This window comes from Acetivibrio straminisolvens JCM 21531, assembly GCF_000521465.1.
Taxonomy (GTDB): domain Bacteria; phylum Bacillota; class Clostridia; order Acetivibrionales; family Acetivibrionaceae; genus Hungateiclostridium; species Hungateiclostridium straminisolvens.
On sequence record NZ_BAVR01000004.1, the window covers coordinates 55,361 to 69,592 of the forward strand.

Annotated in this window: 9 protein-coding genes and 1 pseudogene; 4 read left to right on the forward strand and 6 right to left on the reverse strand. The window is 40.8% G+C overall.

Annotated elements, in window-relative coordinates; translation table 11 throughout:
* Window positions 1–60: 60 nt before the first annotated feature.
* The 4 genes from JCM21531_RS01735 to JCM21531_RS20065 all read left to right on the forward strand — a co-directional run bounded on the left by JCM21531_RS01735 (window position 61) and on the right by JCM21531_RS20065 (window position 2,239).
* Entirely contained in the window at window positions 61–759 is a 699-nt protein-coding gene (locus tag JCM21531_RS01735) for a response regulator transcription factor (protein WP_038286940.1), read from the forward strand.
* A gap of 4 nt (window positions 760–763) precedes the next feature.
* Window positions 764–1,051, forward strand: coding sequence for a hypothetical protein (locus JCM21531_RS20055; RefSeq protein WP_243467059.1), 288 nt, complete (start codon window positions 764–766; stop codon window positions 1,049–1,051).
* Window positions 985–1,344 carry a hypothetical protein gene (locus JCM21531_RS20060; RefSeq protein WP_243467060.1) on the forward strand — a complete coding sequence of 120 codons (360 nt, stop codon included), beginning with the start codon at window positions 985–987 and terminating at the stop codon, window positions 1,342–1,344. Before JCM21531_RS20055 ends, JCM21531_RS20060 begins: the two co-directional genes overlap by 67 nt.
* An 85-nt stretch (window positions 1,345–1,429) precedes the next feature.
* Window positions 1,430–2,239, forward strand: a complete 810-nt coding sequence (locus tag JCM21531_RS20065; protein ID WP_279378956.1) for a HAMP domain-containing sensor histidine kinase — start codon at window positions 1,430–1,432, stop codon at window positions 2,237–2,239.
* Between the two features lie 28 nt (window positions 2,240–2,267).
* Here JCM21531_RS20065 and JCM21531_RS01745 read toward each other — a convergent pair.
* From JCM21531_RS01745 to JCM21531_RS01760, 6 genes and pseudogenes are all read right to left on the reverse strand, one after another.
* A pseudogene (locus JCM21531_RS01745) lies at window positions 2,268–3,232 on the reverse strand (FAD:protein FMN transferase).
* A 43-nt stretch (window positions 3,233–3,275) separates the two neighbouring features.
* Window positions 3,276–3,626: an FMN-binding protein gene (locus JCM21531_RS01750; RefSeq protein ID WP_369347553.1), complete on the reverse strand. Its 351-nt coding sequence runs from the start codon at window positions 3,624–3,626 to the stop codon at window positions 3,276–3,278.
* Window positions 3,627–3,797: 171 nt separating this feature from the next.
* Window positions 3,798–7,760 (reverse strand): SDR family NAD(P)-dependent oxidoreductase, encoded by a 3,963-nt coding sequence (locus tag JCM21531_RS18185; protein ID WP_131464357.1) that lies wholly within the window; start codon window positions 7,758–7,760, stop codon window positions 3,798–3,800.
* Complete coding sequence (locus tag JCM21531_RS18190) at window positions 7,706–8,464, reverse strand: KR prefix domain-containing protein (protein WP_094184712.1); 759 nt, start codon at window positions 8,462–8,464, stop codon at window positions 7,706–7,708. The genes JCM21531_RS18185 and JCM21531_RS18190 overlap by 55 nt, the downstream gene beginning before the upstream one ends.
* 5 nt (window positions 8,465–8,469) lie before the next feature.
* The gene (locus tag JCM21531_RS18195; protein ID WP_094184713.1) at window positions 8,470–12,987 is read right to left on the reverse strand and encodes a type I polyketide synthase; all 4,518 of its coding nucleotides are present in this window, start codon (window positions 12,985–12,987) and stop codon (window positions 8,470–8,472) included.
* The gene (locus tag JCM21531_RS01760) at window positions 12,984–14,207 is read right to left on the reverse strand and encodes an MFS transporter (RefSeq protein WP_094184714.1); all 1,224 of its coding nucleotides are present in this window, start codon (window positions 14,205–14,207) and stop codon (window positions 12,984–12,986) included. Before JCM21531_RS01760 ends, JCM21531_RS18195 begins: the two co-directional genes overlap by 4 nt.
* Between the last annotated feature and the right edge of the window lie 25 nt (window positions 14,208–14,232).

Consider the following 14,232-nt stretch of genomic DNA (forward strand, 5'->3'; position numbering starts at 1 on the left):
GTTAAAAACCATGATATTTCATTTTGACCGTGATAAAATATATTTTGAGGTGGATTTTATATGGAAACCAAAAAACTGATTTATATTGCCGATGACGAAATAAATATATGCAATATTATAAAGTCCTTTCTTGTCAAAGAGGGATATGACGTTGAAACCTTTAATGACGGACGTTCAATATTGGAAGCCTTCAATAAAAAACCCGCCGATTTACTTGTTATAGATATAATGATGCCTGAAATAGACGGCTTTTCCCTTTGCTCAACAATCCGCCGGCAAAGTACCGTGCCCATTATAATTGTATCCGCCAAAGATACCGAGCCGGACAAAATAGCAGGTCTTACTTTAGGCAGCGATGATTACCTTACAAAGCCTTTCAGCCCTATGGAACTCATTGCAAGGATTAAGAGCATATTCCGAAGAATAGAACTGGACAAAACTAAAAACGACACAGTACAAGAAATCCGGATTGGGGATATTGTTATAAACACCGATAAAAAACAAGCTGAATTTAACGGGAAAAATATCGGACTTACCGGTATGGAATTTAATCTGCTCTATTATCTTGCTCAAAACAAAAACAAGGCGGTAAGCCGCAGTGAACTTTTAGACAAGGTATGGGGCTTTGAAAATTTCGTAGAAACGAGAGCTACCGATGACATGATAAAAAGACTTAGAAAAAAGCTTTCCGACAGCGGTTCTGCTCTCAAAATCGAAACGGTATGGGGCTTTGGTTTCAAAGTAAATGAAAAAGGATGATTTTATGAAGAAAAATACAATCAAATGGAGAATTTTCAAATACAACATTATTGCAATTTCGGTTCTGTTGACATTGACAACTGTTGTGTTCAACATTACCATCCAATCCTATATAGAAAACGATATTAAAGAACAGCTAAGTACAATTGCTCAACAGGTTGAAGATACTGCATTGTTTAGAGGCCCCGACTTTTGCCTCCTCAGGGATTGCAAAAACCCCGTCCTATGCCGGGAAGGCAAAACGATTTTCCCCGGGAAGGCAATGAATTATTCGGGTTCTATTTCTTCTTAGACCGCTCCTTAAGGGAACCCCTTTCCATTCTGAACGCCGATTTTATACTTTTAGACAACAACATGGATGTAATCACTCCGCCTGTGGGAGAATATTTTACGGCCTCCAGTGAGATAGCAAACGAAGTAATAAATAAAATAAGAAAAACCGACAGTTCCAAAGTCCAGGAGTATGTTTACTTTAATTTAAACAATACCGATTATATCTCCATTGTCAAACCGGTTTCCGATAAAAACTCCTTTGGTTTGGGCTGGTTGATTATTTATTCGAGCCTTCAACATCAATCAACTTAAGCTGGGTATAAACGCAATACTTTTTGTCATTGTACTTTTATCGGCACTGATTTTTGCCATATTTTCCTCGCTCTCGGCAAAAAAAATATCATCTCCATTCTCTTCCCTAAATCAGCATATTAGGGCTATTGCGGAGAGAAATTTCGGCGTAAAAATCGAAATGCCGGTGGATGCAGAACTGCAAGAATTGGTAAACAGCATTAATATAATGTCTGAAAAGCTGGAATCCTATGATAAAGCCCAGAAAACCTTCTTTCAAAATGCTTCCCATGAGTTTCGGACTCCCCTCATGTCCATTCAAAGCTATGCGGAAGGGATAAAATATGAGGTGGTTGACAAAAATACTGCCGCAGACATTATTATTGACGAAACAAAACGAATGACCCATCTTGTGGAAGATTTGCTGTACCTTTCGCGTCTTGATACAATTGAGGAAAACTACCGCTTTTCCGACCTTGATTTCAGGGATTTTATAAACACATGCCTGGAACGCATGTATGGCATTGCATCAAAAAGCGGCATCACTCTTGAAGTTCAAAACATTAACGATGCAGTGCTAATTTACGCAGACGAAGACAAACTGTTTCGCGCATTTACAAATATCATTGGCAACTGCATCCGATATGCCAACAATACTGTAAGCATTATTCCCAAAATTATAGATTTCTCTAAGATTGAAATTGTCATCCGGGATGACGGCCCGGGAATTGATTCTAACGAGCTTCCCAATATCTTTGAAAGGTTTTACAAAGGCAAAAAAGGTAACGTCGGACTTGGCCTGGCCATCAGCAAGAATATAATCGAAAAGCACAACGGAAAAATCACTGCCCGAAATTCAGAATCCGGTGCTGTGTTTACCATTGTGCTTCCCGCAAAGCAATATCAAAAGCTTTAGAAATTTAAGACTTTCCGGGTAATAAATTTTAAGCCAATGCGTAACAACTGTATTCAGAGCTGGATTCCGTAAGATAGAAATTATTTTTTATTCCCTTTGTGAGATATATTTTTTTGTCTTTTGTTACAAGCACAGCGTCAGTCTCATCAAATTTGTCGATAATTTCCATAGCTTTCTCCAGTCCCATTACAAAAGCGGCCGTAGACAATGCGTCAGCCTGTGTAGAGTTCTCGCAAATCACCGTAACACTCTCAAGATCCGAATCCGAAGGCCACCCGGTCCTGCAATCCAGTATATGATGGTATCTCTTGCCATTTACGACAAAATACCTTTCATATGCACCGGATGTGACTACGGATTTGTTTGAAACCAAAACTACGCCAAATTTCTTTCCCCTTTGCTTATGGGGATGCTGAATGCCGATAACCCAATCATTCCCGTCCGGTTTCTTCCCAAGAGTCTTTACATTACCTCCAAAGTTAACAAAGGCCGACTTAACATTCATTGATTTGTAGAGCTCAATACAAGCGTCAGCAGCATAGCCTTTTGCTATACCTCCAAGGTCCACAGCTCCTCCTTGCCGTGCAAGGCCTGCCATACCATTAGCGTCATCAATTTTAATCTGTTTGTACCCTACCAACTTCAACAGCTTTGACAATTCTCTTTTATCGGGAATTCTGGAAAGCTGCCCCGAACGTCTCCATAAGTCAATTACGGGGGCTAATGTTATATCAAAAGCCCCTGAGTCATCTTTGAAAACTTGTATGCCATTTTCAAGACATACATAACTTCCGGACTTATATGTACTTTTCCTTTACCGGACAATTTATTCAGTTGTGAGACTTCGCTTGTATCTATAAAGAAGCTCATCATGTTTTCCAATCGCTTTACTTCATCGACAGCTTTTTTGTATACTTCATGCGAAGACTCTTTGAATATTTTTTGCTCAACTACCGTATTCATCAAAAAATCATGCGCTTCAAGGCAATCCATATCGACTCCTGTCAGTCTTTGATTTGTCCTTAAACCATACAGCCTACTTGTTATCCTTTTTGCTATTCTGAGTCAATGCATTTTCAATTGCTTTTAATATTACTTTACTGCTGTTTGTAGCTCCGGATATAGTGTCAACCTCAATGGATTGTTCGGCTATCACTCTGTCGGTTATTGCCTCTGCACTCTTGCCTTTTTCGTTTCTATGTTTTTCAATCTTTATACTTTTTATTTTGCTTCCTTCAACTGTTACAGTGACATCGGCCGCTACCAAAATTGCATCAAAGGATCCCTTATAAACGCCATCTTTTAAAGTTGACAAGTCAGGGTTTGAAATTCTATCTCCGATACAATTTTTTATACTTCCATGTTTGATATAAATACCTGCCTCCAAAAAACAAGGCCGAAACCAAAACAACTCCTACAACTCCAATAGCAATTTTCTTGTACATCTTCTCTACCTCTTTCCTTAAAATTAGTACTAAATTTCTAGCAATAACAATATACAATATACCACAAACTAACATGAGTTGTAAATATATACATTAAAACTAATGATAATTCCTTATCCAATCTTTCCTAAATCCCTTTTCAATTCCTCTATTCCGGTCATTATTTTTTTACTCTCTAAGGGTTCGATGACTTTGAGCTTTTTCAATGAAATCTCAGAATCTTCTTCAAAGCTTATCTTGTATTCGGAATTTTCAAAGGGGTATGTCGGCAAGATCACTCTTCTTGATATATTTATGCTTAATTCCGAAGGATTAAAACTTACACCTATTGTATACAGTTTTGCCATCATCGCCAGTATCGATTCTACAGGAGCCTTGTCTATGTCAATTTCCAGCCACTGCAAATTCTTAATTTTCATTGCTTCAAACATGTTCCTTACCGACTCTCTATTTCCGAGATACACCACAGCATCCCTATCAATAAGCAGCTCTAAACAAGCTTCCCGGGACAATTTTTCATCAATTGCCTCCGTCAGGTTTTTAATAAGCCTTTGAGAATTCTCTCTGTTAATTATACCCAAAGAAGTAATGATAGGACATTTTATCAATGTACCGTCAGCATCATTTGATTCGTCGCCGATATCCGGGCAATGGGTTTTATTCATTAGAAATTCCGCTGCCTGCCTGATTGAAAGAATTCCTGTCAGCGCAGCCCCTGCCAAAACCGCAGTACCTTCACAAATAATACTCTTTATACTGATTTCAAAGCTTTTTAGCATCATACCAAAAGCAAGCTGCAGAGCAAAGCTTTCGATATCCTTCGCATTACGGCTGTCTTTTCCGGTGTATCCGATATCTTTAAAGGTTTGCATGCATTTATCATATGCCTCTTTGAAACCAGAAAACCTTTTTGAAATTTCGCAAATATCTGCTTCGGGCAATTCAAAGCTTGAATCAAATATAAGGTTAAGCGGCGTCAATCTATTCGGATTCGAAGAACCCCGAATTATTTCCGGACTTTCCGAATCGGCTTCTATTTTTGACAATACATTCAATAGATGCTCCCTTGAGTCGGTAACCACAGCTGCTTTGTATGTCATCTCCTTTTGGGAATGATTCATCGTAAAGCAGACGGATGGAAGATCGAGCTCCGGATTCTTTTCCATATGCTCCCTGAGGTTCTTTGCAACAGTTTTCACTACCTTTTGGTTCCTACCGGTCAGCAAAAGAACATTTTTCTGTTTTTCAACTTCTCCATGGGCAGAAATACTCATGGTTTCCGGTGCCTCTTCAAGTATCACATGGGCATTGGTTCCGCCAAAACCGAAAGCATTTACCCCTGCCCTTAAAGGCAAACCTTCCGATATCCACGGCATGGGTTTTCCGCTCACGACATAGAATGGTGAATTCTCAAAGTCAATATTCGGGTTTGGTTCCTCATAGTTTACCGTATGCGGAATCATCTTGTTCTTTAGTGCCAGTACCACTTTAATAACGCTTACAAGCCCTGCTGCCGACAGCATGTGGCCCACGGAGGATTTAACCGAGCCTATACCGCAGAATTGCTTCTTTGATGTAAAGGAACGCATTGCATAGGTCATTCCTTCAACTTCAATCGGATCACCCAAAGGAGTACCCGTACCGTGGGTTTCGATATATGAAACCGTTTCAGGGTCTATTCCGGACCGGATATAGGCATTTCTTATAACCTCGGCCTGTCCTTGGGGACGTGGTGCCGTTATGCCCCGTGAATGTCCGTCATTGTTAATGGCGGATCCTTTTATCACCGCAAAAATATTATCTCTATCCCTCAATGCATGCTTCAGAGGTTTAAGCAGTACCGCACTGGCACCTTCAGCCAGAACCATACCGTCTGCCCGTCTGTCAAAAGGATAACATGCTCCTGTAGGAGACAGAGCCGTAACTCTGGAAAGACCGATGAATGGAGTTACGCTCAAATTAAGATTTATGCCCCCTGCAATAGCCATATCCGCCTGGCCGGTTCTTAAGCTCTCACAGGCCAAATGAAGGGCTACTAGGGATGAAGAGCATGCAGAGTTGACAATCAGGCTCGGTCCCGACAGATTCAGACAATGGCTGACTCTTGCAGCAATTTCGTTCAATCCGTTTCCGGCTACCGTATCTGCCGACATTCTGCCCGGTTCCAAAACCTCAATTATGTTTCTCATTATCTCATCCCGGTCTCTCTTGCTCATATTTCTATATGCCAGGCTGTTTTCAATTCTCTTTTTTATATCCATATAAGCTTTGTATCCTATAAAATGCTCCGAATAGGTGTTTTGCTCGCATCCTACAAAGACTCCAATTTTATTGGATTTATACTTGCCGCCATAGCCAGCCTGTTGAATTGCTTCCCATGCGACCTGCAGGAATATTCTCTGCTGTGGATCCGTTGCTTCCGCTTCTAACGGGGACATCCCGAAAAACGCAGGATCAAAGTCGTAAGGCCGGTCTATAAATCCACCAAATTTGGTATATGAGGTATGCAGTAAATTCCTGTCGCTGCTGTAGTCCTCGTCCATTGACCATCTACCTTTAGGTACTTCTCTTATAACGCATCTTCCGTTTTTCAGTATGTCCCAGTACTCATCCAGTGTGCTGGCTCCCGGGATTCTCAACCCTATTCCGATAATCGCAATGTCCTGAATATCATCTCTGTCTTGAGCAGTATTTATATATACATCTTTTCCTGTTGCAGCAACTTCACTTTCAGAATCCGCGCAGATTTCTTCAATATATCTTGAAAGGGCTTGCGGAGTCTGATATTCGAATATTAGTGTGGGATACAACTCCATACCGAGTGCTTTGCCTATTTTGTCAATGGTCTTTGTTGCATCCACGGAGCCAAGTCCCATATCAAGGAAATTCATGCTTTCATCAAGGGAATCCGCATCAATTCCAATCTCATCGGCAATTATACCGTAAATTATTTTTCTTATCTCTTTTGCCGACATATAAGGTATTTTCTTCTTTTTCTCATAAGAAGAAGTATCAAGTTGTCTCTTTTCTACCCTGTCCTCTTTTCTCTCTTCCATAAGGTCCATAATGTGCACAACATTCTGTCCGGAATAATTGAGGACTCTCATAAATGCTTCTGTGGCATCATCTGCAGGCAAGGGTCTTAACCCCTGGGATTTTACAGCCAGCATGTATATATCCCCCGATGCAATTCCTTTTCCTTCTCCTGCCCATAGTGAATAATTAATAGCCAGGGATTTACCCGGAGAATCGGTTTTTGCCCTGTAAATGCTGTAGCTGTCAAGGAAATGGTTCGCAGCAGCATAATCGGCAATTCCTGCGCTCCATTCTTTCTTTGAAGCCGAAACCGAAGATATTGATACGAAGAATTTGAGCGGCTCTTTTTTTGTCACCGTATCGGTTGCAATTGTTCCTTGAACCTTGGCCCTAAGAACTCTCTTAATAGTGTCTATGTCCTTTTCCAAAAGCCTGTAGGAAGATTCATCGAGTATGCCCGCAGCATGTACAACCCCATGTATGGGTCCGAACTGCTCATTAACCTTTCTTATCATTTCCTCCATCTTTGCTTTATCCGACACATCAACCGCATAATACATTACCTTAGAACCCATTTCTTCAATGGAGCGAATCAAATCAATTTTAAAGGCCGACGAATCCAGCTCACCCCTGCCCGTAAGCACCAGATTCACCCGTGCAAGCTTGGCAATTGCTTTGGCAATTTCTCCACCTATCTGCCCTGCACCACCGGTAATTAGATATGTTTCACCATCATTTACGGATATATTTTTCTCCGAATTGGTCCTTACAGTCTTTTTAAGGCAGCGCACAAAACGAATTCCTTTTCTGATAACCGTAATAGCCTCCGAATCCGGCATCTTGCTAAGTTCTTCAACCATTACTTTGGCCGCATTATCCAAGGATGTATATTCACCATAATCCATATCAAGTACACCGGAAACAAGGCCTTTAATTTCCATACCCATAGCTTGTCCAAAAGTAACAGCTATGGACTGATACGGATTCATAATTCCTTCCTCATCGGATATTGAAAAGGCCTTGTTTGTAACCGCAAGCACCGTACACCGTCATTTTGTCTTTGAATAAGTGCTTTTCCAAGAAGAATCAAGCTGTATGCACTTTTATAGAACAGTTCATCATTTTCCAGCAATTCCGAGAGCGAATTTTTGGCGCTGCTGTAATTCCACATATGGATTACTGCAGATACTTTTCCCTTTATGTCCTCCATCAATCTTATATAATCTTCCTGCTTTGCCGGATTTATTGTGAAGCTTGTTCTTCCGTCATAACTGTATTCTTCTCCAATGGAAACACTGTAAATAGTATTTTTATCAGAATTGAAATAAGGTTTAAGGCAATTTTTCATGTTTTCATCGCCAAATACAATAACCGCGCCATTTTTTATTTCACAGCCAACGGCAGCATCTTCCCGTCTCCAGCTCCATTCATAAACCCAATTCTGGTATTTGCCGAATTCGTTTTCCTGTTCTCCAAACAAGGGCCTGTATGTTTTTCTGTTAAACGGATATGCCGGTAGATATACTTTTTTATATCCGCATTCGCCGTACAATACTCCGAAATCCAGTTTTATACCAGATTCATAGAGCCTTCCCAAAGTATCCAGGAGCACATCCCAGTTATCTTTTTTACGGTCCATTGTAGAAAGAATTGTCTTATCCTTTACCATAACCCCTTTTGCCATACCTGTGAGGGTTTTATCCGGACCCATTTCCACAAGGATGTTTACACCCTTGTCAAACATATATTTTATACTCTGTTCGAATTTACTGCTCCAAGGATATGTTCAAGCCAATACTCTGCAGTAAAAGGTTTGTCATAGTTTTCTGCAGTAATATTCGATACTATCGCAATATTCGGAGTGTGGAAAGTCGTAGCCTCAAGAGCTTTCCTGAAATCATTCAGCATTGGAGTCATCAATGGAGTATGGAAGGCTTGGGACACATTAAGCCTTTTTGCAACTATTCCTTTCTTCTGCAACTGTTGCATGAACTCATCCATAGCTTCTGCTTTGCCGGATACAACCTGATGTGTTACATTATATCCTGCAACCCACAGGGAATCCTTGTATTGCTCAAGGAGTACATCAATATTGGCAGCGGATGTAAAGACTGCCGCCATTGCTCCGTTACTCTTCAACTCACTCATAAGCCTTCCTCTTAAGGACACAAGCCTTGCAGCATCCTCCAGGCTTACCGCACCTGCAACACATGCCGCAACCCATTCACCGAGACTATGGCCCATAACATATTGGGGCTTAACTCCAAGATCCAGCATCAACATACCGAGAGAATAATCAATTGCAAACATAACCGGCTGGGTTATATTAGTCTGGGCAAGGATTTTGTCATCTGCCTCTTCACCGTAAATCAAATCCGTTATTCTTGCATTGATATACGGTAAGAAAGCCTCAGAGCAAATATCCATGTATTTTTTGAATCCGGGAAGGTTTCTGTACAATTCCCATCCCATTTTTACATATTGCGATCCCTGTCCTGTAAACATAAATGCAACTTTCGGAGAAATGTCCCGGACAGTTTCTTGAAGTTTAATATTTCTAAGGTTTTTTATGAGTTCCTCCATATCCTTTGCTTGCGTAAAGCAGCGGTGCTTGAAAGATGTGCGGAGCACATTTTCGGTATAGCATACATCCCCTATGGAATATTCGGAATTCTTCTCCAGGAAATCTGCCAAGTTGGCTATTTTCTGCCTTAAAGAATTCTGGGTATTTGCTGACAAGCATAACAAATGTTTTGGCATTTCATTTTGCTCTTTCGGAACAACTTCCGCATTTTCAGGATTCTCCTCAACAACTATATGGCAATTGGTACCTCCAAAACCAAAGGAGTTTATGGCAGCACGCCTTGCACTTTCCCCCGAAATCTCCCAGTCTTTTGCTTCCATAGGAATATAAAAAGGTGTCCGTTCAAATTTTATCATGGGATTGGGAGTGTAAACATTTATCTGGGGTGGTATCTTCTTATTCTTAAGCGCCAGTACTACTTTTATAAAGCTGGCAATACCCGCAGCATTTAAAAGATGTCCTATGTTTGCTTTGATAGAACCCACTGCAATTGAGTTTAAAGCAGGATTCAAATTTTTGTATGCATTGTCCAGAGCTCTTATCTCACTGGGATCTCCGATTTTAGTTCCGGTTCCGTGGGTTTCAACATACTGAATAGTTGCGGGATTCATATTGCTCTTTCTATAAAGGGATTCTATAACCTCCCTTTGACCGTCAGGATTCGGGGACATAACTCCTATTGAGCGGCCGTCATTGTTTATTGCACTTGCCTTAATCACCGCAAGGATATCATCTTTGTCGGCAATAGCTTTTTTTAACGGTTTAAGCAGAACCAAACCTGCGCCCTCTCCCGGTACAAAACCATCGGCATCAGCGTCAAATACCTTTGACTCTCCGCTTCTGGACAAGGCGCCCGCGCTACTGAAGTATATATAGGATGTCGGTGTCAGCAGAAGATTAATTCCTCCTGCAACAGCCATTTCACATTCGCCTCTTTTTATCGACTCACATGCCATATGTAAAGCTACCAAAGAAGATGAGCATGCAGTATCAACCACCAAAGCAGGCCCTTTAAGATTAAACTCCTGGGAAGCCCTTGCAGCAATCATGTTCGGGATATTGTCAACCAAAATATTCGGATGGGCTTCAGTAACCCCCAGTGTATCCCATTCTTTCATAAGCGACTCTTGTTGCTCTTCGGAAAGTTTCGAGACACTTTTAAATTTTTGCAACCTCATTTTATTAAGTGTATTTAGATGGTATTCATAAAAGGAGTTGTTGCTGGCTGTAAGATATAGCGCAATCCTCTTGCCGTCAACCGATTGACGGGAATAGCCCGCTCTTTCTATCAACTCAAACATCAATTCGAGAACAATCCTCTGCTGAGGATCCATAATTTCCGCTTCTTCGTCAGCTATGTTGAAGAGTCCAGCATCAAAATCATAGCAATTATCAATAAATGCTCCCGTCCGGCAATAGGTTTTTCCGAATTCCTGTTCCTTACTGTAATAATCATCTGCATTCCATCTCTCCAGCGGTATTTCGCCTATACTGCTCTTTCCCTTTACAATATTGCTCCAGAATTCCTCCGGGCTCTTTGAGTCGGGGAACCGGCATGCCATGGAAATTACGGCAATATCATCATCTTCATCCATTCCTGCATTCTGTTCATGGTTTTGTGATACGCTTTCCACAGGTAATTTTCCGTTTTTCTGCATATTTTCAATGTATTCTTCCATATCTTTTACAGTACGGCATTTAATAAGTATGTCATGGGTTAAATTCAGGCCAAGCTCTTCCTCCAGCAAATTCAAAACCTGTATTGCCTTTATGGATGTACCGCCAATTGAAAGGAAAGGCTGGTCATAAGGAATCGTATTTTCAGGTTTTTCAAGCGCCTTTGCCCAAATACTGCGTATGGTTTGGGCAAGTTTCGACTCGTTCTCCGGCCTGTCCAAGTCCTCTTCCCGGTATTGGCACAACATATCGGAACATTCCATAACCTTTCCTTTGTATGCACCGTTCCTAAAAGCTTCTACCAGCGCAAAACGCTGTATTTTACCGCTTGTGGTCTTAGGAATCGAAGGTACGTTTACCACATAGTCTATGGGTATTCCAAACACTTCATTTACATGCTTTACAATTTTTGAGTAAAAGGGAGCTGCCTCATCTTTTTTAATGCGCATGGTGGAAAACAGGGCAACCTTTTCTCTTCCTTCCTTTTCATCATGCCATCCGCAGACAATGGTCTTTCCGAATTTGACACCTTCCATCTCTTCAATTACCGCTTCAATATCGTGGGCGAAAAAGTTCTGTCCGTTTACAAAAATTATGTCCTTGAGCCTTCCTACCACTGTGACGCGGCCATTTATCATAAAACCCGTATCTCCGGTCTTAAGCCAGCCGTCCTGGAAACATGCCTTATTGGCCTCCGGATTGTTAATATAGCCCGATGTGACATTTCCGCCTCGAATTTGAATCTCTCCTACAGTTCCTTCAGTTACAACATTTCCTTTTTCGTCTACAATCCTAACCTCTATTCCTCTTACTGGATAGCCTTCATCAGCTAAAAGCAATACATCTTTATCTTCTCTATCTTTGTAGGTTACTTTTGACTTCGATACAAGGTCCTCTCTTGACACAGAGTGTACAACAGGCTCCTCATAGGGTATAGGAAAGCAAACTGCAAGGCAAGCCTCAGCCATTCCATACACTGTAAACATCGTATTTTTCCTTAGCCCGCAGACAGAAAGCTTTTCCATGAATTTTTCCATTAATGAAACTGAAATAGGTTCCGCACCGTTAAATATATATCTTAGGCAGGATAAATCCAATTGTTTCAGCTGTTCCCGTTTAATGCGGTTTAACACAAGCTTGTAACCGAAATTCGGTGAGCCCGTAAGAGTTATACGGTGCTTGGAAATAAGCTCAAGCCACAATTCCGGCTTTTTTACGAATTTATATGGCGTCATATTAATTTGGGTAATTCCGAGAGCTGTTGTTGTAAGATGAAAACCAATCAACCCCATATCATGCTGGTACGGCATCCACCCTAAAGAACTGTCCTCTTCAGTCAATCCTGCTGAAGATATAATTCCCTCAATATTGGTTAATAAGTTGCTATGGGTTAAGATTACGCCTTTGGGGGTACTGGTGCTTCCCGAACTAAACTGTATAAATGCGGTGGAATTGCTTTCCGCAAGATCCATTTTTCCTTCACCGGCATCAATATCATACTCTGTCACATCAAAGATTTTCATACCGCTGTTTCCAACTGTTTGCCTGAATTCATCAGCCCTTTCCACCAGATTTCTGTCCGAAAGGATATAGGGTTTTCCCAGTACTTCCCATACCGATACAATCTTTTTTGAAACTGTACTTGTACTATTTGTGGAAACAGGATAAGTAAGAGGTGCAGGAATAATGCCTCCAAATATGCACGCCCAAAACGTTATAACAAACTCGATATTATTATCCAAGAGAAGTATAACATACTGTCCCTTTTTTAATCCTGCTTTCTGCATTCCTCCCAAACGTAAAATCGCCCTCTGACGTATCTGTTCATAGGACATAAACAGTTCGGAGTCATCATCCATAATAAAGGTCATTCCTTCATCTTGCCGATTTTTCGCAGAATCGATGAGTAAATAGGCAATATTGCCCTTTTTTAAATATTTCCCTGTGATATCTGCACCTTTTGCTTCGGAAAGTCTCTTATTATTATTTTCTTTTGAACTTTTCATTCTATCAACCCCCCATTTGAAAGACTCTCATCATATTGTTCCAGGTCCTCATTTTTTGCTTTTTTTCTAAGTCGAATACTTTCTCCAATCATATATAGCAGCATAGACACAAAGAACAACAGCGTAATGCTGAATATATATTTGTTTCCGAGATACCTCATCGCAACCGACGATAAAAACGGTCCTGTCGTAGAACCAATGCCGTAGGCAAAGGTAAAAAATGCTGTGCCCGAAATCAGTTCCTTACCGGTGAGGTCCTGAACCGATAGTGCAAGTGAAAGAGGATAGATCGGACCGACGGTAAAACCCGCCACAAATGAGAATATCATTTTTGCGATAAAATTATCGAACACCATAATACCTACAATCGGAATTAACGATACGGAGATAACCAATGTCAGACACTTTTTACGGCCTATTCTGTCCGCCAAATAGGATACAGGTATAGTTCCTATAATACTTCCCACTATAAATATTCCTAAAGCATATCCCGATTGAACGGAACTGTAATTTAAACGGCTCATGAAAAGAGGATAAAGGGATACCAGGGTTGTTTCCGAAAAACCGTAAGCGAAAGCACCGAGAAGCGCAAGAGTTATCTTTGAAAAAACTTCCCTTTCTTCAGTCTTTTCACCATCGTTTTCAGGTATGACAAGCAAATTTTTCAGTCTAAAATATACTAAAAATGCTGCAATACATAGGCCTAAAGAACCCATTAAAAACGCCATCCATGAAATATTTTCATAAACTGCAGGGCCAATCACAGCGCTTAGAACAAACCCAAAAGCGAAGCAAAAAGAATAAATTCCGCTGACCAGCGCCTTGTTTTCACTGTCGGTTACTTTGTGCATTGCAGTTTGAATCCCCACCATATTAAGGCTAATGCCTGTGCCCATAAGGCTCATAAGCAAAAACCACAAAATGAAGTTGGTGAAAAGGGGAAAGATAACTGAAGAAACTGCTGCCATAGCAAGGGCAAAAATCATAAGCATTCTTAAGTCCCTGCCTCTTTGCTTTTTGTAAACATACACCGAACCTATCGCCATAAACAGAAAATACGTCGAAGAAATTATCCCCACCAAAATATCCCCAGCGTTATTTCTTGCCATATGAGTGGTTGCAAGGGGATTTATTATCCCCATTGCAAGCCCTATCATCAATGAAACACAATACATAACCCACTTGTTTTTATCAACCAGCTTTTTTATATATTCCAACATTTTGCTCCCCCTTAAGTCGCTTTTC